This is a genomic window from Paenibacillus oleatilyticus (genome assembly GCF_018998565.1).
GTDB classification, from domain to species: Bacteria; Bacillota; Bacilli; order Paenibacillales; family NBRC-103111; genus Paenibacillus_G; species Paenibacillus_G oleatilyticus.
In genome coordinates this window covers 99,930-121,923 of sequence record NZ_JAHNZO010000016.1, presented here as the reverse complement: position 1 = coordinate 121,923, position 21,994 = coordinate 99,930, and the positions used below count along the sequence as shown (strand labels likewise).

The following is a 21,994-nucleotide window of genomic DNA, read 5'->3' as shown; positions in this document are numbered from 1 at the left end:
CAGCCTATGAAAGCGCTGTTGGCGGGTTTGGGAGTCGCCGGGTTCGGCATGTACAAAAAGCTAAGGCAGCACGAGGGGATGGAAGTGGCGGTCGTCGAGCCCAATCCTGCGATGAAGGAGAAGCTAGGTGCGGACGATACGCCTTTTTATACTTCGCTGGAGGAAGCGCTTGCAGCGGAGAAGCCGGATATTTTCGTCAATGTAACGCCGCCCCATGTGCATACCGCCATCAACAACCGGGTGTTCGATCTCGGGCTGCCGGTACTGTGCGAGAAGCCCATCGCTTTTGATTACAGCGAATCGCTTCAGATCGTGGAACGGTCCGTGAGAGAGCGGATTCCGTTCATGATCGCGGAAAACTACCGCCGCTTCCCGTACATGCGGAAGCTGAAAGCGTTGCTCGACGCCGGAACGATCGGCGCGGTGTCGACCATCGACGTTCAGTTTTACCGCTACCACCATACGCAGCGAAATTATACCGTCAGTCTACTGGACGATATCGCGGTACACCATTTTGATCTGATGCGCTATTTGACCGGGAAGGAGGGCGTCCGGATTTTTGCTCGTAATTTCAATCCGGTCGGCAGCTGGAGCGAGGAGCCGGCGAACATCAACCTGTATGCGTTTCTGGAGATGGAGGAAGGGATCGCGGTAAGCTATACCGGCTCGATTACGTCCCGGGGCGAACCAACCGAATGGGGCGGGAATTGGCGAATCGAAGGGACGACGGGCGTCATCGAGGTGAAAAATAAGGAGCTGCTTGTGTTCAAGGACGGCGTCGTCACTCGCTTCGACGATTACAGCGACATTGTGGCAACGGATACGCTCACCGAGTTCCTGGATGCGCTGCGCGAAGGCCGGGAAAGCGAATCAAGCGGGCGCGATTACCTTCGGACACAAGGGCTGGTGTATTATGCGGCCGAATCGAGCCGCGAAGGCCGGGCTCTGGATATTCAGCTGCACGACATATAAAATAGGAACGAAAATGAGCATTTTCTCTTCAGAAGATGACGGCATGCATAAGGGGGAACTAAGGTGAGAATCGATGCGCATCAGCATTACTGGAAGCTGGAACGAGGAGATTATGGCTGGATTACGCCGGAGATGGGCGTGTTATACCGGGATTACGAGCCGCGTGATTTGGAGGCTCATCTGGCAGCGAACCGGATCGACCGGACAATTGTCGTTCAAGCGGCGCCTACGCTGTCGGACACGGACTATATGCTGGAGCTGGCTGGGCGATCCGAACGCATTGCAGGGGTTGTCGGATGGATCGATCTGGAGCGCCCGGATTACCGGGAGCAGTACCGGAATTTGAAGCGGAATCCGGCGTTCGTCGGCTTTCGGACCATGATTCAAGAGATGGAGCGGGCGGAAGACATGCTCCGGCCGCACATCGTCGAGGCAATGCAGTTTTTTGCCGAGGAAGACTTTCCGGTGGAACTGCTGCTGAAATCGCACCAACTGCCGGCGGTGCTCAAGCTGCTGGAACAGACGCCGAACCTGCGGGCGGTGATCGACCATATCGCGAAGCCGCAAATCGCCGCAGGCGAATGGGAGCCTTGGAGCGCTCAATTGGCGGAGGCTGCAGCGTCCAACCCGCGGCTGTACTGCAAACTGTCGGGAATGGTCACGGAGGCCGACCACCGGAATTGGAAGCCGGAGCAGATTGTCCGGTATGTGCAGCATGTGGTGTCCGTTTTTGGCACGGACCGGGTCATGTTCGGCAGCGATTGGCCCGTCTGCCTGCTGGCGGCAGGCTACGATCAGGTTGTGGAGCTGCTGGACAGCGCACTTCCCGACGGGTTCGGGGAATGGGAGCGGGAAGCCGTCTTTGGCGGGAATGCCCTTCGATTCTATAAGCTGGAGCATTTGTTATTAAGCGAATCGTAAAAACGCAGGTATAGTATAGAAGAGACACGCGTCCTATGGCGCGGTCTCTTTTTTTGCAAACGGTTGGCTATTTCCCCGGCAGCGGGGGATAGCGTTCTTGACGAAAGCTTCGGAGTGGGCTATGCTTCCTTGAAGATATTTTGATGCGGGAGGGACTGCTTGGATGGCACAGTCTTACGAGAACAAGCTGTATATCGGCACGGTTTTGCTGGAACGGAACCGATGGGCGGCGGAGCGCATGCCGTCCTATGCGGTTAGCGATTGGCAGGAACGGTTTCGCGGGGACGGCTTCGACGGCATGGAGCTGTGGGAAAATCATGCGCTTCTAGCAGACGAACGGGAGCAGGCGGCGCTGGAGGCTTCAGGTCACGTAGCGATCGTCAATTCGTATATCGGATTCGAAGATGGCGATGAGGCGGAGAGGAAGCGTGAGGCGGCTGCGGCTCTGGTGAAACGGCTGCGCGCGCCCGCGGTGAAATTCAATCTCGGTGCCGATCCGGCCCAGCTTCCGGTTTACATCGCCAACGTCAAGCGCTGGGCGGAGCTGCTGCCGTCAGACTGCCGAATATTGTGCGAGTGTCACCCGGGGACGGTCGCAGAGCATCCCGATGCCGCCGCGGAAATGCTGCGCCGGTTAGGGGACGGGCCGTTCGAGGCAATCGTGCATCCGTTCTACTGCTTGGGAGAACTCGAAGATTGGTTCAAAAAGCTGGGGTCCGCGATTACTCATGCACATGTGCAGCTTCGTGACGGGGACAACCGGTTCATCCGGTTAAGCCGACGGCGGGAGCTTGTTAAAGACAGGCTGGCCTTGATGAGAAGCATGGGTTTCTGCGGCTCGTTTACGCTGGAATTCACCGAGGGAGTCCGCGTGAATGAAGACCGGGAAGCATTATATGAAGCGGCGCTCGAAGATTTGCAAATTCTGCGTAACATTTGGAGCGGAAATCCGTCTTAAAGAATGGAGAGAGGTTGGAATGGTGCCAGCGGGCCCTCGCAAATCCCGACCTCCGTCGGAAGGAGAGGAGTGATCTGCAGCTATTTTGCACACGAAGATCAAAGACATAAAGGATAGCGGGGAGGAGAGTACATGGAATTTGCCATTTCCATAGCGCTTTCCACATTAGAGACGGTTGCTATATTTGTATTGATATTCGTCCTGTTCCGATATAGGGAATCGTATCATCTTTGGGCTGTTGCCGGTTTAGGCATTGGTCTTGCCGCCTGGTCTTTATTGACACGGAAGGTTTTATTGCTTGCAACGGTGGATGTATTGTTTCAATTGATAGCCATGTACATATTTTTGAAATTTGTTTACCGAATTCGTTGGTTTTACGCGTCGATTATGCTATTTTTCGCTTACGGGCTGTATCTGCTACTCCAAGGCCTGCTTGCGATAGTTATTACCTATGGATTTGGTTACGTAATGAATGATTACAGCGATATGACTACGATCCAAACGTTCATGCTCCAACTAGTTACGTTCCTAACCGCACTTGGTATTGCACGGATGGTGAAGAAGAAAAATTGGGGCTTTACCTTCATCTCTTACCATAAGCTGCGGGAGGAACAATGGACTGAGGTCAATCGAAGCATTCTCGGCAGTTTAATCGGGATCGGCGTGCTTTTACCCAGCGGTGTACTTACCGCAGTGTACGGGTATAGCAACGTATACTCTCTAATCATGTTTTGCATTTTCTTTTTCTGGGTTTATTTGCTTTTGCTGTTTTTTCAAAAAGATTACTCCGAATAAATCGGTCAGAGTGTTGAGAAAGTGGTCAAACGAGATTATAGAGGTAACGAAGGGGTGGGGTGTCCACTTCCGACCACTCTTGTCTTCGGGAAATTTGATTGGAAGCCGCTTACTAGCGGACATTTCCCGAAGACAAAGGCGACCGCTATCGCTTCACCAGTGGATGCCCCACCTCCGTATGTTTCTCTATTTTTGCTTAGACTACTTTCTCAACAAGCTCCGCTTGCCGATCTCCTCTACATTTGCAGCTGCTCCGAAAGAAACTTGACCAATCCGCGCTCCGCATCCTGGGAATATTCCCATACCATCGCTCCGGCCAAATCCTTTTGCTGAATGTAAGCAATCTTGGCCTTCAAAGCTTCCTTGTCCTCGTACGAAATGAACGTCTTGCCGTCGTACAGGTAAGCGGCCTTGGCGTGATCGTCGTAGTAACGCTTGAAGCCGTTTTTGCCGATGTACTTTGCTTCAATCGTTTTATAGCTCAGGTCCACCTTGTCGATGTCGATCGGCTTGCCCTCCGCAAATAATCCGTCGCCTTCGCTCTTGACCTCTTCCCAGCCGTAGGAATAAGCCGGAATGCCCATCAGCAGCTTCTGCGGGTCGATCCCATGCTCCAGATACATCGAGATGACGGCATCGACGCTATGCACCGTTTTGCTCCCCGCATCGGCGTACAGATTGGAGTTATAGCCCGTTGTTTGCGACCAGCGTCCAGTTAGGTCATAGCTCATCACATTGATGAAATCGACATATTTCTCGACCTTCTTGACTTCGACGTTCCGGAAATACCAGTCCTGGGTCCCCGAAGCGAAGGTCAGCAAATATTTTTTTTGTTTCTTATGCGGCAGCCGGTTCAGCTTCTCCCGAAGCTCCTTCATGAGAGAAGTGAAGTTTTGCGTATCCTCGGGCCGGGATTTTTGGGTATTCCATGCATTGGAAGCCGGGTACTCCCAGTCGATGTCGATGCCGTCCAAGTCCAGTTCTTTCACCATAGCGACAATATTGTCCGTAAATTGCCCGCGGTTCTCCGCCAGACTTGCGTCCGAGAAGCCGTCGGCCCCATAGCCGCCTACGCCCAGCACAAGATTCGTTTGGCGGTTATTCGCCCGGAGCGTCTTGATGTTGTCTTTGATTTCGGCATCGGCGGCAGGGTCCGTATGGAAATAAAGCCGGTTTTTATCGATTTTCGCAAAAGCGATAAAGGCGATATCGACACGCGGATTCGACAGGTTGATCCGATCGATGCCGCTGCCGCTCGGAACGATATAGACCGAAGTGATTTTACGATCGCTTGTTTGCTGCTGGACGTAGAAATATACCCCCATTCCTGCGATCAGCAGGACGATAAAGAGCTTGGTGTAGATGCTGATTTTCATGTGCATTAGCCTCTTCCGCCGAATAGTACGCGCGTCACGAATTTATTGAGATTCAGTAGTTTTACAACGATGTAGCTGATGACGAACACCATGCCAAGATTAAGCAGCAGCGTGAATACGGTTTCCGGGGCGGAACCTTCGCTTTCCACTCTGCGGGAAATCGTCAGCTCAACCAAAAGATGGATCAAGTAAATACTGAAGCTCGCCTTGGCTATCGAGCCGATCAGTTTCTGAAGCTTGTAATTCAGCTTTTCGTTCAACATCGCGTTCTTCTCTTGAAAGTACAGAAACAGCCCGACCGCCATGAAAAAAGTCGTAATCGAGTAATTGCCGTAGAACATTTCGTCCAGGACCCCGCTATAGAAGGAGGCAAAATAAGTCGCAACCGGCGTCACGAAAAAAGAGACGACTCCGATGTTAAACAGCAGCGACTTCACCTTCGCAGGCAGCTCGTAATGGAAGAGATAGTATCCGAGAATGAAATAACCGAGATATCCCATAAACAAAGGGATGTTCAGGATCGGGACATAGATGCTTTCGGAGGCGACCCGGAACACCATATCCGATATGAAACGGTAGACGATACTTATCGCGAACCACAGGGTCAAATAATACCGCAGTTCCTTTTCCGAACAAGCTTTGACGAGCCGGCCGATCAAGGGGACCGTGACATAGACGGCGATGATCGCGTACAGGAACCAAAGGTGTATGTAATTGCGGTCGACGATCAGCCGATAGACGAAATCGGTAAAAAACTGAAAGATCGTCAAGTTGCTCTTGAGAATAAAATATTGGTTATAGGCATCGTAGATGAGAGACCAGCTTACGAGCGGGATGGCCAACGGCACGATGCGCTTCTTATAAAATTCTTTGTAGGAGGTGACTTCGGTCCGCAAAATCATGGCCCCGCTCATCATGAAAAAGACGGGAACCGCGAATCGGGCGATCGAATTCAGCACATTGCTGATCCACCAGGAGATCGTATTGAAATCATTCGTCCGGGTCAGCAAATCCGCAGTGATATGCAGGATGATTACGGCGAGAATGGAGATGATCCGCAGTATGTCGATGTAGATGATGCGGTTGTTTTTCATTAGGTTGTCCATAACATCCTCCTACCGAGTCTATCGTCAATAATTGCAGGGGTTCAGCTAATGGAAGCGACGCCTTTCCGCTCTACGTATCCCCAGCCTTCGTCGTTGTCGAAATATTTGAGCGTTCCGACAATATTGATATACAGTACGACGTTCCGGTACGTGAGCAGCTCCGCCTGGCTGAACAGGAACATGCGGATGTAATCTTTCATCGTGTAGGTGCTTCCGAATTTTTTGCATAGGTAAAAGGCGATGATCATCTGCAGCGCATTGACTGCTACCGTAATGGCGAAAAGGATCAGCGCATGCCCCAAGTTTTGACGGCTTATCAGCAATTGAACGATATAAATCAAACTGGCGAAGGCCGTAATCGTGCCGAGAACAAATCCGTCGATGGCAAAAAACAGACTGACACCCCTGCTAAAGCGATGCGAGAGCTTGGACCAATAAAGGAGGATGCAGTCGATGAACGCTTTTTGCCAACGAATCCGCTGCTTGTAGAAATTGGCCATATTTTCCGGGCATTCGGTATAGCAGACCGCTTCCGGCGCGTAGACGAGCTTTTTGGCCAACCGGTTGGCTTTCATATATTCGTGAATCTTCAATGTAATGTCGATATCTTCCCCGACCGTGCTGCGAAAGCCATTCACCTTGACTAGAATATCCTTGTAAAACGCGCCGAACGCGCCGGAGATGACGACGATGGAATTAAAGACGGATTGCGTCAGCTTCCGGACGTAGAAGCCATGGATATAGTTGATGGTTTGGCTCTTGATGATTCCTTTTCCCGTAAATTTCTCAACGATGACACCGTTCTTTTTCTCCGCGCCTTGTACGATCTTCACCGTACCGCCCAAGGCGATGACGTCCGGGTCATGGAAATATTGACTCACAAACTGAAGGGAACGGGCTTCAAGCATACTGTCGGCATCGAGCGTAATCACGATGTCGGACACGGCATAATCAATGCCCGCGTTCAGCGAGTCGGCTTTGCCGCCGTTATGCTTGTCGATAACGAAAATATGAGGGTACCTCGCCGATTGATAGAAGCCTTTGACCGGCTTGTAGACAAACTGCCCGCCGGGCTCCCGGTGCCGGGACTCCAGAACTAACAGCTCATCCAGCTTCGACAGCGTGTCATCCTTGGAACCGTCGTTGACGATAATCACCTCGTGATTACGGTAGTTCAGGCCGTTCATCGCATCGATGCAATTTTTGATCGTCAGCTCTTCGTTGTAGGCGGGAACCAACACCGAAATGGACTTCTCGGGCAGGCTTTCGTCCAGTTTCTTCACCCTGCCGAACAGCAAGGGAATAACCGTGTACAACAGTTGAAACACAAGGAACACGATCGTTGTGACATATAAAACGTACGACATCTCCTACTCCCTCTACTTTCTTTTTTATCTCTGTTTTGCGGTGAAACGGCTGCCTGCTTGCTTAGGAATAGATTTATCTTGTAAAACTTGGTCCTTTTTAACTATCATAGTGGACGATCCATTTCGTGTAAAACTTCTATAAAATTCAATAAAACGAATACATTGCTATTTTTCTGCGTCAATCTCCTAATACATCCATTTTCTTCATGGTTCATTACTCACAAGATTTGTAGGTTTAGTTTGTTTTTTTCTGAAGTTATTAAGGGGACATGGCTGGTGGAGAAGGTAGCTCCTATGCTTTAACGGCTGGGTAATTAGTCTCATGACCTTATTGGGGAAGGAACGACCGGCTGCGGCAAAAGGGAGAGAGCGGATGCGGCTGGCCAGCGCCGAAGAGCCGAGTCGCACCATGCGGACGGCGTTGTTCATGCGTCTTTGTTTGAGCCATCATGCATAGCCGCCATCCTTCGGACGGATACTTTACCTATCGCTGCCTGAACGAAGGAGGTGTGGCATGAAAAAGTTGTTGCTGTCGTTATGGATCGTTCTTCTATGCGCGTTGTCCACCCCGGCGAGCGCGCAGGATGGGCATCTGCCGATTCCTTATAGTCAGGAAGATATCGATATGCTTGGCAGTCCCCAGGGCAGTTACCAGACGGAAGCTTACCGCTCGGGACGCGGGGGCTACTCCAGCGGCCGAAGGGGATACACGCCATCGCCGGGCACAAGGACGCCCGTAGGCAACGTCCGCACTACCCCCGCGACTCCGGCACCGGGAACGGCCCCGCCTCCTGTCCGTGGCGGATTGGGCGGCATCCTTGGGGGCTTTGCGGCCGGCGCGCTTTTCAGCAGCATCCTGAACCCGTTCGGCTTGTTCGGAGGAGGGGTCGCGCCGGTACATGGGGGGTTCTCGATTCTCGGCATCCTTTTTTGGGGCGTGGTCTTGTTCTTTTTGTACCGTTTGTGGAAAGGGTTCCGGAAATCCTCATAGATCAAGCGCAAAAGCAAGCTGCACCGGCTTATCGTCTTCGGGGCTTTCCGCTTGAGTGGACTTGGTTCCGATCTCGGGCAGGTACGCAGGAATGCCAGCCCGTTCAAGAAGGCGGGCAAGCTGCGAGCGGATTTGCTCCCGGTATGCCTTGGGGGCGATCGCGGAATGTCCGTACCAATCGGCATAAGAGCCGACCAAGCGGGGATACGCTTCCCGGAGCGTTCCGAAAAACCACGATTTCACTTCGGCGGTGTTCAAGCGGAGCACTGATCCCATGACAAAGCATGCTTTGGCTTCGGCGGCTTGCTCTACGACCTGTTCCATGTCTTCCGCGTGGTCGGTCAGGAAGGGCAGAATCGGAGCCATAAAAATTCCGGCTTCGATGCCTTCCTTCCTTAACCCTAGAAGCGCCTTGATCCGCTGGGCCGGAGCGGGAGACATCGGCTCGAAGCTGCGCCAAATGCGCTTATCGAGCGTATTCAGGCTGATGTTGACCGAGCTTCCGGGCAGCTTGCGGAGCAGATCAATATCGCGCAAAATCAAGGGAGAGCGCGTCGTTATGCTGACCGGCAGCCGGTAGGCGGCCAGTACTTCGAGACATTGGCGCGTGAGCTTCAAGCGGCCCTCGAGCGGCTGGTAAGGGTCCGTAGCGGTGCCGATCGCAATTCGGCCCAGCTTGCTTCGTCCGCCCTTAGCGCGCAGCATCCGTACGACTTGCGCTTGCAGCGCTTCCGGCGCATTGTCTTTGTACAGAATGTGATGCTGAAACGTATCGTCGGCTTCCATTCCAAGGAAGGCATGGGTCGAACGGGCATAGCAGAAGCTGCAGCCGTGCTGGCAGCCGCGGTACGGATTGATCGACCAATCGAACGGCATGGACGGGGCTTTAACGGGATTCAGCAGCTGCTTGGCGCGGACAGGCTCGTATCGGGTTTGCAGCGGCAAGGCGAAACACCTCCATATTTAATAATTATACGAATATATGTTCGGTTTATTAGGTTAAAGTATACACAGGAACAAACGTTCCTGCAACTGGGAAACAAAGGAGGAATTGTGATGGTAAGAAGACGCAGCCGTAATCCGGTTGTACCCGGAGCGAATCAGGCGCTGGACCGGTTAAAGTCGGAGGTTATGCGCCGGGAAGGCTATGCCGTCGATCCGAACCGTCCGGATCTGGTAAAATATGAGGTGGCCAAGACGCTCGGTATTCCGCTTAGCCCCGGGAATAACGGACGGCTCTCGACCGAACAAGCGGGCAAGATCGGTGGGCCGATCGGCGGAAGCATGGTGCGCGAGATGATTCGGCTCGCCCAAGAACAATTGGCTAAACGTTAACCTGCAGAACAACGGCATGAAATTAAGTTCCACCCGAAAGGGCCGGTTTATAGAGACCGGGCCTTTTTTTTGCTGTGATGAAAATTAAGCTGACTTCGAAGAAGATGTCCGGGGCGATAACGTTTTTCACTTTTCACAAGATTGTCGAATGATATCGAAATAGATTGAAACGATTAAAAAGGAATTTGCAAAAACAAGCTGATTTCGCCGTGTTTATCGGGTTTCAGTGGCAAAATGGAGCCGAGTTTTTGTCGGATTTTGTTGTCGGAATATGTCCCTTTTGTGACTAGTGATTTTTTTCACAGTGTATTTCTTCCATCGCGGTTACAATGAAAGCAATCCCAATACGAGGAGGATTGTTTCAATGAGTACGATAACGGAGGCCAGCGTTCAAAGCGCGCGTCCGACCCGGTTTATGGACGCGGTGGACCGTCTCAAGGAAGAGCATGACGCCTTAAAAGTCCGACTGTCCGCGGTTCAGGCCAAGGCTCAATCGGTCGGAAAGATGAAAACTGTTCCGGAAGCGATGGCGCTTCTCCAGCAGCTGCGGGAGGAAATTACGGATTTCCGCACCGAATTGGACCGGCATGCGACCTGGGAGGAGCGGGAGCTGTTCCCTTTACTCTGCAGTTATTTCAATAAATATTCCGGTCCGTCCATGATGCCGTCCTTTTGGGTAATGGAAAAAGATCACGAGCTTGCGGAAACGTTCATCGATTCGTTCATCGAATCGGTAGACCGGCTGTCCCTGCCAAGCCGGGAAGCCATCCGCGAAACGAGCTCGCATCTGATTCAGGCTTGCCTCATTCTGAACGAGCACCTGAATCTGGAGGAGGACGTCGTCTACCCGATGGCGGAACAGATTCTTGACGATATCGATAGTTTATTTTCTTAACATACAGCATAGATTCAGGACAGAGGAGGGGGGATGCCGATGAATCTCATCACCTGTGAGCAATGCGGCAAGACGAAGGGCGATAGCCCGGCGGGTACTTCATGGATTTGCAGCGACTGCCGCGTTGTTCCGCCGTCCAATCCGGACAAACCGGAGCGGAACCAACCACAATAACGCAAGCGACACGAATGGAGGAAGAGTCAATGGCCGTTAAAGAAGTAAAAGCCGACGCAAAAGCAGCCGCGCTCGAGGAAGTGAACAAGCTCGTAGCCCGGGCAAAAAAAGCGCAAGAAGCATATCTGAAGCTGGACCAATCCCAAGTGGACGACATTGTGCAGCATATGGCGCTTGCCGGGCTTGACCGGCATATGGTATTGGCGAAGATGGCGGTGGAAGAAACCGGCCGCGGGGTGTACGAAGACAAAATCACCAAAAACATCTTCGCGACCGAGTACATCTACCACAGCATCAAGCATAACAAGACGGTCGGCGTGATCGATAACAATCCGTACGAGCACTACAAGACGGTGGCTGAGCCGGTCGGGATCATCGCCGGGGTTACGCCGGTCACGAACCCGACGTCGACGACGATGTTCAAGTCGCTGATCGCCGCCAAAACGCGCAACCCGATCATCTTCGCGTTCCATCCGTCGGCGCAGCGCTCCAGCGTCGCGGCAGCCTCTACACTACTGGAAGCGGCCGTGAAGCACGGAGCTCCGGAGCACGCCATTCAGTGGGTAGAGAATCCGTCCGTAGAGGCTACCCAGCTTCTGATGAATCATCCGGATGTAGCGCTGGTGCTCGCAACAGGCGGTTCCTCCATGGTCAAAGCGGCGTACAGCACCGGCAAGCCGGCGCTTGGCGTAGGGCCGGGTAACGTTCCTTGCTTCATCGAGAAGACGGCTGATCTGCCGCAGGCGGTAACGGACCTGATTCTTTCCAAAACATTCGACAACGGGATGATTTGCGCCTCCGAGCAAGCGGTCATTCTGGAAGAGCCGATTTACGAGCAAGCCAAAAAGCTGATGAAGGAGCTGGGCTGCTACTTCCTGAACGCCGAAGAAACCGAAGCGGTATCGAAGCTGGTCATCAACCCCGAGAAATGCGCGGTTAACGCGGTCATCGTCGGCCAACCGGCCGTCAAGATCGCAGCCATGGCCGGCCTTACGGTACCAAGCGATACGAAGGTACTCGTAGCCGAGCTGAAGGGTGTAGGCGACGCCTACCCGCTGTCTGCGGAGAAGCTGAGCCCGGTGCTCGCTTGCTATAAAGTGAAAAATGCGGCGCAAGGCATTGAACGCGCGGCAGAAATCGTCGCCTTCGGCGGCATGGGACATTCCTCGGTCATCCATTCCAAGAACGAGGAAATCATTCAGGCGTTCGCGGCTCGACTGCAAACCGGACGTGTCATCGTCAATGCGCCGTCGACTCACGGGGCGATCGGAGACATCTACAACACGAACCTGCCTTCGCTGACGCTCGGCTGCGGCTCCTACGGGCATAACTCGACGACCGCCAACGTGTCCGCCGTCAACCTGCTCAACCTGAAGCGTGTCGCCGAAAGGACGGTCAATATGCAGTGGTTCAAGGTGCCGCCGAAAGTATATTTTGAAAAAGGCTCGACGCAATATCTGGAGAAAATGCCCGATATTACCCGAGTGATGATCGTCACTGACGCGATGATGGTGAAGCTCGGCTACGTGGAGCGCTTAGAGTACTATCTGCGCAAGCGGAAGCAGCCCGTTGCTATCGAAGTATTTTCCGAGGTTGAGCCCGATCCTTCCGTCGATACGGTAGACCGCGGTACGGCCCGTATGGCGGCATTCAAGCCGGACTGCATTATCGCACTGGGCGGCGGATCGCCGATGGACGCGGCCAAAGCGATGTGGCTGTTCTACGAATATCCGGACACGAGCTTCGATTCGCTCAAGCAGAAGTTTCTCGACATCCGCAAGCGGGTGTACAAATATCCGCGCCTCGGTCAGAAAGCGAAGTTCGTCGCGATTCCGACAACATCGGGTACCGGATCGGAAGTGACTTCCTTTGCAGTTATTACCGATAATCATAAAGGCAATACCAAGTACCCGCTTGCCGATTACGAGCTGACGCCGGACGTGGCGATTATCGATCCGGAATTCGTCTACAGCTTGCCGAAAACGGCTGTCGCGGATACGGGGATGGACGTGCTTACGCATGCGATCGAAGCGTATGTCTCGGTGATGGCGAACGATTATACGGACGGACTCGCGATGAAAGCCATTCAGCTCGTATTCGAGCATCTGGAAAATTCGTTCCACACCGGCGACCCGCTGGCACGGGAAAAAATGCATAACGCTTCGACGATTGCCGGTATGGCCTTCGCCAATGCCTTCTTGGGCATCAACCACAGCTTGGCGCACAAATGGGGCGGCGAATACCATACGGCGCACGGCCGCACGAACGCGATTCTGATGCCGCATGTTATCCGGTACAACGCGCAGAAGCCGACCAAGTTCGCATCGTTCCCGAAATACAATCATTTCATCGCGGACAAACGGTACGCCGAAATTGCCCGGGTGCTGGGCCTGCCAGCGAAGACGACGGAAGAAGGCGTGAACAGCCTGATCGCCGCGGTGCGCAAGCTGAATCAATCGTTGGGCATTCCGGAAAGATTCCAGGATCTCGGCTTCGATCCGGCAGACTTCGAAGCGAAGGTCGATGGGCTCGCGGACCGCGCGTTCGAGGACCAATGTACGACAGCGAATCCGCGGTTGCCGCTCGTGACGGAGCTGGCGGACGTTTACCGCAATGCGTTCTACGGGAAATTCGAATAAACAGAGACGACTTCTTGGAGAGGAGACCCAACTATGAGCTTGAAAGAAACGGAATTAAACCGGAATCCCGAACCATCGGAGGCTTGGCGTCAGTTCGTGTCGGGCAAGTGGCAGCATCGGATCGACGTGAAGGATTTCATCGACCGCAATATTACTCCTTATACGGGAGGCTCGGAGTTCCTGGCCGGACCGACGGAAGCGACGACGGATCTGTGGCAGCAGCTTAGCGTACTGATGCGCAAGGAACGGGAAAACGGAGGGGTGCTGGACATTGACGTCCACACCGTCTCCACCATTACTTCGCATGCGCCGGGCTACATTGACAAAGGAAAAGAACGGATCGTCGGTCTCCAGACCGACGCCCCGCTCAAGCGTTCCGTCCAGCCGTTCGGCGGCATCCGCATGGTGGTCGACGCCTGCAAGGCTTACGGCTTCGAGCTGCCGCAAGAACTGGTGCAGCTGTTCACCGACATCCGGAAAACGCACAACCAGGGCGTATTCGATGCATACACGACCGAGATGAAGACCGCGCGGAAGGCCGGGATCATCACCGGGCTGCCGGACGCTTACGGCCGCGGCCGCATCATCGGCGACTACCGTCGCGTAGCGCTTTACGGTACGGACCGGCTGATCGCGGACAAGAAGAACGACCTGCTTCAGCTCGAAACCGATGCGATCACGGAAGATATCATCCGCGCCCGGGAAGAGCTGTCCGAGCAAATCCGCAGCTTGGACGAACTGAAGCGGATGGCGCAATCGTACGGCTACGACATCTCGGTCCCGGCCACGAATGCGCAGGAAGCGGTACAGTGGCTGTACTTTGCTTACCTCGGCGCGATCAAGGAGCAGAATGGCGCGGCAATGAGCTTGGGCCGCGTCTCCAGCTTCCTTGACATCTACATCGAACGGGATTTGCAGAACGGCACGTTGACGGAGGAAGAAGCACAGGAACTGATTGACCAGTTCGTCATGAAGCTGCGGATCGTGAAATTTTTGCGTACGCCGGACTACAACGAACTGTTCAGCGGCGACCCGACCTGGGTAACGGAGTCGGTCGGCGGCATGGGAATGAACGGCGTGACGCGGGTAACGAAGAACTCCTTCCGCTTCCTGCACACGCTCTACAACCTGGGCCCGGCGCCGGAGCCGAACTTGACCGTGCTGTGGTCGGCCGATCTGCCGGATGCCTTTAAGCAATATTGCGCTAAAGTGTCGATTGAGACAAGCTCGATTCAATACGAGAATGACGACTTGATGCGCCTGCAGTTCGGCGACGACTACGGGATCGCCTGCTGCGTATCCGCGATGCGGATCGGCAAGCAGATGCAGTTCTTCGGGGCGCGCGCGAACCTTGCGAAAGCGCTACTGTATGCGATCAACGGGGGCGTCGACGAGAAGCTTGGCATCCAGGTCGGACCGGAGTCGGTGCCGATTACGTCGGATGAGCTCTCGTACGATGAAGTCATGAGCAAATACGACAAAATGTTGGATTGGCTCGCGAAGCTTTACATGAACACACTCAACGTCATTCATTATATGCATGACAAGTACAGCTACGAGCGGCTAGAAATGGCGCTGCACGACCGGGAGATTTTGCGGACGATGGCTTGCGGCATCGCGGGCTTGTCCGTCGTGGCGGACAGCTTGAGCGCCATCCGTTATGCCAAGGTGAAGCCGATCCGCAACGAGAAAGGCATCGCCGTCGATTTCGAGATTACCGGCGAGTACCCGCAGTACGGCAACAACGACGAACGAGTCGACCGGATGGCCGTGGAGCTGGCCGAGTCCTTTATGAACAAGCTGCGCAAGCATAAGACATACCGCAACGCGCTGCCTACGATGTCCGTGCTGACGATCACATCGAACGTCGTCTACGGCAAGAAGACCGGCAGCACGCCGGACGGCCGCAAAGCCGGCGAGCCGTTCGCACCGGGTGCGAACCCGATGCACGGCCGCGACCGCAAAGGCGCGCTCGCTTCGCTGGCATCGGTAGCCAAGCTGCCTTACGAGCATTGCCTCGACGGCATCTCGAACACGTTCTCCATCGTGCCGAAGGCGCTCGGCCGGGAGACCGACGTGAGATCGCAAAATCTCGTCGCGATGCTGGACGGCTACGCGACAAGCGGCGGCCACCACTTGAACGTGAACGTGTTCAACCGCGAGCAGCTGCTCGATGCCATGGAGCATCCGGAGGAATATCCGCAGCTGACGATCCGCGTATCGGGATATGCCGTCAACTTCATCAAGCTGACCCGGGAGCAGCAGCTTGACGTCATCAACCGGACGTTCCACGGATCCATCGGATGAGAGGACGCATCCATTCGCTCGATACGTTCGGCACGGTAGACGGGCCGGGCATCCGCTTCGTGCTCTTCATGCAGGGCTGCGCCCTGCAGTGCGGGTTCTGCCATAATCCCGACACGTGGGAGACGGCCACAGGCCGTGTGGTAGAGGTCGCATCCGTGCTGGACGAGATCGAGCCGTTTCTTCCGTATTACCGCAGCTCGAACGGCGGATTGACCGTGACCGGCGGCGAACCTACGCTTCAGGCTCCCTTTGTGGCCGCGCTGTTTCGGGAAGCGAAGAAACGATGGAATTTGCATACCGCGCTGGACTCGTCAGGCTTCTGCGAGCCGGAGCATGCAGGGGAACTGATGGACGTGACGGATCTCGTCCTGCTGGACCTCAAGCATATCCGCAGCGACAAGCATCAGGCGCTGACAAGTCAGCCGAACGAACGAATTCTCCGGTTTGCCCGATGGTTATCGGACCGCGGACAGCCGGTCTGGATCCGCCATGTGCTCATCCCCGGCGTCACGGACGACGCGGCGGACTTGCTGGAGCTCGGCCGCTTCATCGGGTCGCTGGGCAACGTGCATAAATTAGATGTACTGCCTTACCACCGGATGGGTGTCTACAAGTGGGAGCAGCTCGGAAAAGCCTATCCGCTGGAGCATGTGCCGACGCCAAGCGACCGGGAGCTGGAGCGGGCGAAACGTTTGATTGATCAGGGAAGAGAGAAAGCTTAAAGGGGAACCCCGCGGACATGCCGTCCGCGGGGTCTTTCGCGTTTTTAGCGGCCTGACTGCTGCGCGTCGTACTCGTCCGAATACGCAGCCAAGGACTTGATTTTACCGTGCGGCTGCTGGGTTTGCTTGCGGATTTTCCATTGGTTTTCCTTGCGGCGTTTCGAATGGCTCATCGCAATTCAGCTCCTTTAGGGCATGGTAAAAATCGGCCTTGCCTCCTTAGGATGCCGGGCGGGCGGTTGTTTCATGTATTGGAACAATATGCTAATATATTTATAGTCTTGCTTTTGCATAAAGGAGGGTAGCTCGATCAACGTTTCATAAGCTGTCTGCGGCAAATCAAGCCGAGTAAACGCTAAGGAGGAATTTTAGGATGAAGAAGAGTCGAATTTTTTTGTTAGCCGCTATGATGCTTGCAGGTGGGACCACGTCGGTCTTTGCCGATGCTATCGAGCAAGCCGCCGCCTTTCCCATCGAGAGAACGCAAGGCGGTACGGTGACGTCCAACGGCCAAAGCCCGGCCGATCAGGAGAAAGAGGAAGCGTTCGATAATCTGTTAAAGACCAAGTGGCTGACCTTCCAAAGCTCAGGGTGGCTGCAGTATGCTTTTCCGAACCAAAGCTCTTATGTGATCACTTCTTACTCAATTACCTCTGCAAACGATTTCCCGGAGCGGGACCCGAAGGATTGGACCTTGAAAGGCTCCAACAACGGAACGGACTGGACCGTGCTGGATACCCGCCAAAATGAAAGCTTCGATAGTCGATTCCAGACGAAGACGTACAATTTCTCGAATCAAACGGCGTATTCGTATTATCGGCTCGAATTAAGCAACCATAGCGGAGGGATTCTTCAGCTTGCGGAGGTGAAGCTATTCGATGCCCAACAGTGGCCCGAACCGGCCAAGGTGGTAGAGATTACGGCTAGCGGCGAAAAACTGCCGAACGAAGGTAAGGACAAGCTGAACGACGGGTCGAGCCTGACCAAATGGTTCACCTCCCAGAAGTCCGGCTGGGTCACTTATCGTTTCGACCGGCCGATGGCCATCGGCGGTTATGTTTTGACTTCGGCGAACGACGTTCCGGAACGCGATCCGGCCGAATGGACGCTTCAGGCGTCGAACGACGGGAAGCAGTGGGTCACGCTGGATACCCGCAAGGGAGAGCAATTCCGGTACCGCTATCAGCGGACGAGCTACAGCGTTCGTTCCGACGCAAAATACAGCTATTATAAACTAAATATGAAAGCCAGTGAAGGCAACAAGCTGCAGCTTGCGGAAATTGAGTTCATCCCGAAGGACAGCCCGCTCCAAAGCATTCTGCCCAGCATTGAAATCCGCAATCTGGATGCCAAAGGAAACGGCAAGCTGTTCGATCAAGCTCTTCCGGATGCCCAAGAGCAAATCAAGCTGATTATTTTGAAACTAAATGAAATCTTGTACGGACACCCGAATCGGATGGATGTGGGCCCCAAGAAGGTCGTTATTTTCATCAAAGACGAGGGTGGGGTCGCTTGGGCCGGCGGGACCCCTGTGGAGGGGCAGGTCACCATCAGCTCGCGGCATCTGAAAAACGTCAGCAATTCCAGCACGCCGCTGCGGCATGAGATTTTGGGCATGTTGTATCATGAGCTGACGCATCTTTATCAATTGGACGACAACCGCTACGGCCAGATTGGGTATATGATCGAAGGCATGGCTGATGCGATTCGCTTCAAAGTCGGCTATCACGACCGTCTTGCAGTGAGAAAAGGGGGCACCTGGAAGGACGGCTACGGGGTGACGGGCAATTTCTTCGTTTGGATCGACGAGCATAAGCGGCCCGGATTTTTGCGGGAGCTGAATCAGAGCTTATCGCCGTTTGACGGTGTGGAATGGAACGAGAGCGTAATCCAGAAGCTGACGGGTTCCGATGTCCTCTCCCTTTGGAACGAATACCAGCGTTCCTTGCCGAATCCGTAAGCGGTTGATCCGGTCTCCGTCGTATTCTTCCGTCCCGCATCTGAGACTTTCGTCGCGTAACTGTCGTTGACAAGGCCCATCCCGGGGTGTACGCTTAGGGTAATGTAGGTCGAATTACCCGGTTCTGCCAATCCATACTACGGGAGGGGAACGATAGTGAAGATGGAATGGATCAGATCCGAATCCGGGACGGATGCCATGGAGTTCGAGGAACTGTGGCATACGGGGATTCGGATCGGCGGCAATACGTATTTTTGTCCGGTATCGCTGGGAAGGAAAATTAGCTACGGGCTGTGGCTGGTTATGTTCGTCAGCCTGCTCGCCGCGGTCTGGATCAATACGAATGTCCAGTCGCCTGCGCTGCTCGGGTTATATGCGGTTCCCGTACTCATATTTGCTTTATTCGTGTTTAACGTTTATTTGGTCGGCGCATTTTCGGCGGGGGTAACGGCGCTGTGGGTGTATTTTACGGGGACAGGATGGCCCGGTCTTGCCGGAGCGGGGGGATTGCTGCTGCTCGCTTTGCTCGTGCAGCGGGTCGTCGTTGTGTCCCGGCGCAACTTCCGGCAGCGCGAAGAGTACGAGGAGCTGTTCATGAACACGATTTTCTCGTTCTCCAAAAGCATCGACGCGCGCGATCCGTACACGGCGTTCCATTCGAAGAACGTGGCCGACTATGCCCGGGAGATCGCCATGGAGCTCGGTTTGTCCAAGCAGGAGACGGAGGCCGTTCACCTGGCCGGACTTATTCACGACATCGGTAAAATCGGCACGCCGGAGTCGATACTCAAAAAGGAAAGCCGGCTCACCGAGGAGGAATACGACATCATGAAGCGGCATGCGGAGGACGGCTACCAAATCGTCAAAGGCATCAAACGGCTGCAGGAGCTCGGAGTAACCGAGATGGTCCGGCATCATCATGAACGGATGGACGGCAAAGGTTATCCGATGGGCTTAAAAGGCGAAGACATCCCGCTCGGTGCGCGCATACTTGCGGCCAGTGACTCCTATGACGCGATGACGACGAACCGGTCCTACCGGGCGAAGCTGTCGACGGAGACGGCGGCCGAAGAGCTGCGGCGGCACAGCGGAACGCAGTTCGACCCGGAGGTCGCCCATGCGCTGCTAAGAGTGCTCGTCCGTCAAGGCAAGCTGCCGGCGGCGGAGCTGCAAACCGCAGGGCAAGTGCAGCCGGCATGACCGAGATGAAAATACGGCGTTATCGCCCGATACCGATCGTTTCAGGTCGTATCGGGCTTTTTTGCGCTCGCACACCGGAGATAACGTGAAAAACGCGAGAAGCCCTTCCCGGACTTCCCGCGTTTTGATGTACCTGCTCAGTGATTCCCCTTGGCAGCGACCGTTTCTTTGTCGGCTTCCGCCGTCACGTACCCGTATTTCCCGGCCTTCAAACCGGCTAACAGCAGCCCGCCTGCGGCGATGAGAAGCAGGATCAGGGGAAGGGTCCAGCCGCCTGTCGCGTCGTGAATGAAGCCGAAGAGCGTCGGGCCGACCGCAGCCAGCAAATACCCGAACGATTGAGCCATGCCGGACATCTCCGCCGATTGACGAACCGACTTCGTGCGCAGGGCGAAGAACATGACGGCCAGGCCGAAGCCGGACCCTGCGCCGATGCCGACGAGCACGACCCAGAGCGGAACGAGCCAGGCCGTATCGGTAACCAGCAGCCCGAGATATCCGGCTAAAAATAGGGAAGCGACGCCGACGGCCAAGCCCCGCTGATCGGCACGCCGCCCGGCAAGGATCGGCATAAAGAACGTCGCCGGCAGGCTGGCGAACTGCATGATCGAAATCATCCAACCGGCGGACACCGCGCTCATGCCGCGATCCTGCAATATGGCAGGGAACCAGGAAATATTGACATAGAAGAACAGCGACTGCAGTCCCATGAACAGCGTAATTTGCCAAGCGAGCGGAGAGCGCCAGAGTGAATCGCTTTTTTTGGCGTCCCCACTTGCCTGCACCGCTTGCGGACGCTGACGCGAACGAAGCATCGGCAGCCAAGCGGCGAGGGAGACGATGGCCAGAAGCGCCCAGCTGCCTAGCGCCCCCCGCCATCCCAAGCCCATCCCCTGCGAAAGCGGGATGCTGACCCCTGAAGCGATGGCGGCACACAGATTCATGGAGACGGAATAAATGCCGGTCATCGTTCCAACGTTGTTCGGGAACTCCCGTTTGATCAAGGCCGGCACCAGCACGTTGCTGACGGCAATGGCAACACCGATGAGCGCCGTGCCTGCGAACAGCGCCGCGACCGAAGACAGCGAGCGCAGCAAAATGCCTGCCAGCAGGACGATCAGACCGGCGAACAGCGTATGCTCCATGCCCAGCCGCCGGGCGATCCGCGGGGAGAGCGGCGAGAGGAGCGCAAAAGCAAGCAGCGGGAGCGTGGTCATCATGCCCGCCAACGTATTGGAAATGCCCGTTTCCCCGCGAATTTCTCCGATAATCGGCCCGACGGCCGTTAACGGAGCCCGCAGGTTGGCGGCGATCAGGACAATGCCGAGAATAAGCAGGCTTAGACCGGCACGGGTCTGTACTCTGGAGCTGACGGCATCTTGAGCCGGAATCATAAGGAACCCTCCTTGCGCACATCTTCTTGCAGAAGATTCAGCGATTCCCGGATATAGCGGCGTACGGCTTCGGCGGCCGCAACCGGGTCTTGGGCGGCGATGGCATCGACCATTTGGCAGTGCGAGCGAGAGGCTCCGTCAACGATGACCGACAGGTCCAGGGTCTGGTCGATGGACGACTCCAAGGCATCGGTCATATGCTCGTACAAGTCGATTAATACGCTGTTGCGGGTCGCCTGGACGATGGCAAGGTGCAGCTTCAGGTCGGCTTCGATGTAGCCTTCGATGTCCTGCGCCGCCGCGGCGGCATCGCATGCCGACAGCAGGGAGCGGAACGTCTCGATCTCTTCCGGCGTACGCCGCAGGGCAGCCAGCCTTGCCGCCTCCTGTTCGAGTGCGCAGCGCACCTCCAGCGTCTCTGTGGCGTTCGAGCGCCGCAGCCGGCGCACGAGAGCGGGACCGAGGCTGCTCGAAGAGCGCACATAAGTGCCGTCGCCTTGGCGTGCCGTCAGAAGTCCGGCGTGAATGAGAGCCCTGACTCCTTCGCGAACGGTGTTCCGGCTAACGCCCAACTGCTTGACCAGCTCGGGCTCGACCGGGATGCGCGATCCGACCGGCCATTGGCCGGATTCGATCAGCGATTCCATCTGGGAAACGACCTGTTCCACCAGCGTAGAGCGCGTGGTTTGTTTCAGTTCCATCTTGTAAACCTCCAAACATCGGATGATTGGGATATTGGATAATATAGCACGTATTCGTTCCCCGGGCAAGCGAGGTGCGAACTCGGGACATCGTGCGGCTTTTTCCGCCGCGAAAGAAGCGCGTTATAAAGACAAAGCTCCCGAGCGATATTGCCGCCCGGGAGCCTCCTATACTTTTTGC

20 protein-coding genes are annotated in these 21,994 nt (G+C 55.1%); 13 read left to right on the top strand and 7 right to left on the bottom strand.

Features of this window, described 5'->3' with window-relative positions:
• Nucleotides 1-6: 6 nt before the first annotated feature.
• The 4 genes from KQX66_RS20810 (at nucleotide 7) to KQX66_RS20795 (ending at nucleotide 3,646) form a co-directional block, all read left to right on the top strand.
• The gene (locus KQX66_RS20810; RefSeq protein WP_216794724.1) at nucleotides 7-972 is read left to right on the top strand and encodes a Gfo/Idh/MocA family protein; all 966 of its coding nucleotides are present in this window, start codon (nucleotides 7-9) and stop codon (nucleotides 970-972) included.
• 63 nt (nucleotides 973-1,035) lie between these two features.
• Nucleotides 1,036-1,893, top strand: coding sequence for an amidohydrolase family protein (locus KQX66_RS20805; protein WP_216794723.1), 858 nt, complete (start codon nucleotides 1,036-1,038; stop codon nucleotides 1,891-1,893).
• A gap of 163 nt (nucleotides 1,894-2,056) precedes the next feature.
• Entirely contained in the window at nucleotides 2,057-2,851 is a 795-nt protein-coding gene (locus tag KQX66_RS20800; protein ID WP_216794722.1) for a hypothetical protein, read from the top strand.
• Between the two features lie 132 nt (nucleotides 2,852-2,983).
• Nucleotides 2,984-3,646, top strand: coding sequence for a hypothetical protein (locus tag KQX66_RS20795; protein ID WP_216794721.1), 663 nt, complete (start codon nucleotides 2,984-2,986; stop codon nucleotides 3,644-3,646).
• A 236-nt stretch (nucleotides 3,647-3,882) separates the two neighbouring features.
• On the opposite strand, the gene KQX66_RS20790 is transcribed toward KQX66_RS20795, so the two are convergent.
• The 3 genes from KQX66_RS20790 to KQX66_RS20780 are packed head-to-tail and all read right to left on the bottom strand — an operon-like array spanning nucleotide 3,883 to nucleotide 7,495.
• Nucleotides 3,883-5,022, bottom strand: coding sequence for a glycoside hydrolase family 18 protein (locus tag KQX66_RS20790; protein WP_216794720.1), 1,140 nt, complete (start codon nucleotides 5,020-5,022; stop codon nucleotides 3,883-3,885).
• 5 nt (nucleotides 5,023-5,027) lie between these two features.
• Nucleotides 5,028-6,128 carry an acyltransferase gene (locus KQX66_RS20785; protein ID WP_216794719.1) on the bottom strand — a complete coding sequence of 367 codons (1,101 nt, stop codon included), beginning with the start codon at nucleotides 6,126-6,128 and terminating at the stop codon, nucleotides 5,028-5,030.
• Between the two features lie 41 nt (nucleotides 6,129-6,169).
• Entirely contained in the window at nucleotides 6,170-7,495 is a 1,326-nt protein-coding gene (locus tag KQX66_RS20780) for a glycosyltransferase family 2 protein (RefSeq protein ID WP_216794718.1), read from the bottom strand.
• A gap of 514 nt (nucleotides 7,496-8,009) precedes the next feature.
• On the opposite strand from KQX66_RS20780, the gene KQX66_RS20775 reads away from it, so the two are divergent.
• A complete protein-coding gene (locus KQX66_RS20775; RefSeq protein WP_216794717.1) occupies nucleotides 8,010-8,486 on the top strand; it encodes a hypothetical protein in 477 nt (158 codons plus the stop codon).
• On the opposite strand, the gene KQX66_RS20770 is transcribed toward KQX66_RS20775, so the two are convergent.
• Nucleotides 8,481-9,431, bottom strand: coding sequence for an SPL family radical SAM protein (locus KQX66_RS20770; RefSeq protein WP_216794716.1), 951 nt, complete (start codon nucleotides 9,429-9,431; stop codon nucleotides 8,481-8,483). The two genes, KQX66_RS20775 and KQX66_RS20770, sit on opposite strands and share 6 nt — an antisense overlap.
• A gap of 111 nt (nucleotides 9,432-9,542) precedes the next feature.
• On the opposite strand from KQX66_RS20770, the gene KQX66_RS20765 reads away from it, so the two are divergent.
• The 6 genes from KQX66_RS20765 (at nucleotide 9,543) to pflA (ending at nucleotide 16,558) form a co-directional block, all read left to right on the top strand.
• A complete protein-coding gene (locus KQX66_RS20765; protein ID WP_216794715.1) occupies nucleotides 9,543-9,821 on the top strand; it encodes an alpha/beta-type small acid-soluble spore protein in 279 nt (92 codons plus the stop codon).
• Between the two features lie 364 nt (nucleotides 9,822-10,185).
• On the top strand, nucleotides 10,186-10,716 hold the full coding sequence (locus KQX66_RS20760; RefSeq protein WP_051775334.1) for a hemerythrin domain-containing protein: 531 nt from the start codon (nucleotides 10,186-10,188) through the stop codon (nucleotides 10,714-10,716).
• A 39-nt stretch (nucleotides 10,717-10,755) separates the two neighbouring features.
• Nucleotides 10,756-10,890 carry a hypothetical protein gene (locus KQX66_RS37830; protein WP_284439828.1) on the top strand — a complete coding sequence of 45 codons (135 nt, stop codon included), beginning with the start codon at nucleotides 10,756-10,758 and terminating at the stop codon, nucleotides 10,888-10,890.
• A gap of 14 nt (nucleotides 10,891-10,904) precedes the next feature.
• Nucleotides 10,905-13,529, top strand: a complete 2,625-nt coding sequence (gene adhE, locus KQX66_RS20755; RefSeq protein WP_216794775.1) for a bifunctional acetaldehyde-CoA/alcohol dehydrogenase — start codon at nucleotides 10,905-10,907, stop codon at nucleotides 13,527-13,529.
• A 33-nt stretch (nucleotides 13,530-13,562) separates the two neighbouring features.
• A complete protein-coding gene (pflB, locus tag KQX66_RS20750) occupies nucleotides 13,563-15,836 on the top strand; it encodes a formate C-acetyltransferase (RefSeq protein ID WP_216794714.1) in 2,274 nt (757 codons plus the stop codon).
• Nucleotides 15,833-16,558 carry a pyruvate formate-lyase-activating protein gene (gene pflA, locus KQX66_RS20745; RefSeq protein ID WP_216794713.1) on the top strand — a complete coding sequence of 242 codons (726 nt, stop codon included), beginning with the start codon at nucleotides 15,833-15,835 and terminating at the stop codon, nucleotides 16,556-16,558. The genes pflB and pflA overlap by 4 nt, the downstream gene beginning before the upstream one ends.
• Nucleotides 16,559-16,602: 44 nt before the next feature.
• Here the strand turns inward: pflA and KQX66_RS37450 are convergent, their stop codons facing one another.
• Nucleotides 16,603-16,731: a DUF6254 family protein gene (locus tag KQX66_RS37450; protein ID WP_220389012.1), complete on the bottom strand. Its 129-nt coding sequence runs from the start codon at nucleotides 16,729-16,731 to the stop codon at nucleotides 16,603-16,605.
• Between the two features lie 200 nt (nucleotides 16,732-16,931).
• On the opposite strand from KQX66_RS37450, the gene KQX66_RS20740 reads away from it, so the two are divergent.
• Nucleotides 16,932-18,518 carry a basic secretory protein-like protein gene (locus KQX66_RS20740; RefSeq protein WP_216794712.1) on the top strand — a complete coding sequence of 529 codons (1,587 nt, stop codon included), beginning with the start codon at nucleotides 16,932-16,934 and terminating at the stop codon, nucleotides 18,516-18,518.
• A gap of 162 nt (nucleotides 18,519-18,680) precedes the next feature.
• A complete protein-coding gene (locus KQX66_RS20735; RefSeq protein WP_216794711.1) occupies nucleotides 18,681-19,718 on the top strand; it encodes an HD-GYP domain-containing protein in 1,038 nt (345 codons plus the stop codon).
• A gap of 137 nt (nucleotides 19,719-19,855) precedes the next feature.
• On the opposite strand, the gene KQX66_RS20730 is transcribed toward KQX66_RS20735, so the two are convergent.
• Both KQX66_RS20730 and KQX66_RS20725 read right to left on the bottom strand, forming a co-directional pair.
• Entirely contained in the window at nucleotides 19,856-21,112 is a 1,257-nt protein-coding gene (locus KQX66_RS20730; protein WP_216794710.1) for a CynX/NimT family MFS transporter, read from the bottom strand.
• Nucleotides 21,109-21,813 (bottom strand): FadR/GntR family transcriptional regulator, encoded by a 705-nt coding sequence (locus KQX66_RS20725; RefSeq protein WP_216794709.1) that lies wholly within the window; start codon nucleotides 21,811-21,813, stop codon nucleotides 21,109-21,111. Before KQX66_RS20725 ends, KQX66_RS20730 begins: the two co-directional genes overlap by 4 nt.
• Nucleotides 21,814-21,994 lie beyond the last annotated feature (181 nt).

What these genes read in the sequence shown, in the direction of transcription:
- KQX66_RS20740 (WP_216794712.1), top strand. Translation starts at nt 16,932, where the DNA reads ATGAAGAAGAGTCGAATTTTTTTGTTAGCCGCTATGATGCTTGCAGGT.
- KQX66_RS20730 (WP_216794710.1), bottom strand. Translation starts at nt 21,112, where the DNA reads ATGATTCCGGCTCAAGATGCCGTCAGCTCCAGAGTACAGACCCGTGCC.
- KQX66_RS37450 (WP_220389012.1), bottom strand. Translation starts at nt 16,731, where the DNA reads ATGAGCCATTCGAAACGCCGCAAGGAAAACCAATGGAAAATCCGCAAG.
- pflB (WP_216794714.1), top strand. Translation starts at nt 13,563, where the DNA reads ATGAGCTTGAAAGAAACGGAATTAAACCGGAATCCCGAACCATCGGAG.
- KQX66_RS20735 (WP_216794711.1), top strand. Translation starts at nt 18,681, where the DNA reads ATGGAATGGATCAGATCCGAATCCGGGACGGATGCCATGGAGTTCGAG.
- KQX66_RS20810 (WP_216794724.1), top strand. Translation starts at nt 7, where the DNA reads ATGAAAGCGCTGTTGGCGGGTTTGGGAGTCGCCGGGTTCGGCATGTAC.
- KQX66_RS37830 (WP_284439828.1), top strand. Translation starts at nt 10,756, where the DNA reads ATGAATCTCATCACCTGTGAGCAATGCGGCAAGACGAAGGGCGATAGC.
- KQX66_RS20800 (WP_216794722.1), top strand. Translation starts at nt 2,057, where the DNA reads ATGGCACAGTCTTACGAGAACAAGCTGTATATCGGCACGGTTTTGCTG.
- pflA (WP_216794713.1), top strand. Translation starts at nt 15,833, where the DNA reads ATGAGAGGACGCATCCATTCGCTCGATACGTTCGGCACGGTAGACGGG.
- KQX66_RS20760 (WP_051775334.1), top strand. Translation starts at nt 10,186, where the DNA reads ATGAGTACGATAACGGAGGCCAGCGTTCAAAGCGCGCGTCCGACCCGG.
- KQX66_RS20765 (WP_216794715.1), top strand. Translation starts at nt 9,543, where the DNA reads ATGGTAAGAAGACGCAGCCGTAATCCGGTTGTACCCGGAGCGAATCAG.
- KQX66_RS20795 (WP_216794721.1), top strand. Translation starts at nt 2,984, where the DNA reads ATGGAATTTGCCATTTCCATAGCGCTTTCCACATTAGAGACGGTTGCT.
- KQX66_RS20785 (WP_216794719.1), bottom strand. Translation starts at nt 6,128, where the DNA reads ATGGACAACCTAATGAAAAACAACCGCATCATCTACATCGACATACTG.
- adhE (WP_216794775.1), top strand. Translation starts at nt 10,905, where the DNA reads ATGGAGGAAGAGTCAATGGCCGTTAAAGAAGTAAAAGCCGACGCAAAA.
- KQX66_RS20725 (WP_216794709.1), bottom strand. Translation starts at nt 21,813, where the DNA reads ATGGAACTGAAACAAACCACGCGCTCTACGCTGGTGGAACAGGTCGTT.
- KQX66_RS20780 (WP_216794718.1), bottom strand. Translation starts at nt 7,495, where the DNA reads ATGTCGTACGTTTTATATGTCACAACGATCGTGTTCCTTGTGTTTCAA.
- KQX66_RS20790 (WP_216794720.1), bottom strand. Translation starts at nt 5,022, where the DNA reads ATGAAAATCAGCATCTACACCAAGCTCTTTATCGTCCTGCTGATCGCA.
- KQX66_RS20775 (WP_216794717.1), top strand. Translation starts at nt 8,010, where the DNA reads ATGAAAAAGTTGTTGCTGTCGTTATGGATCGTTCTTCTATGCGCGTTG.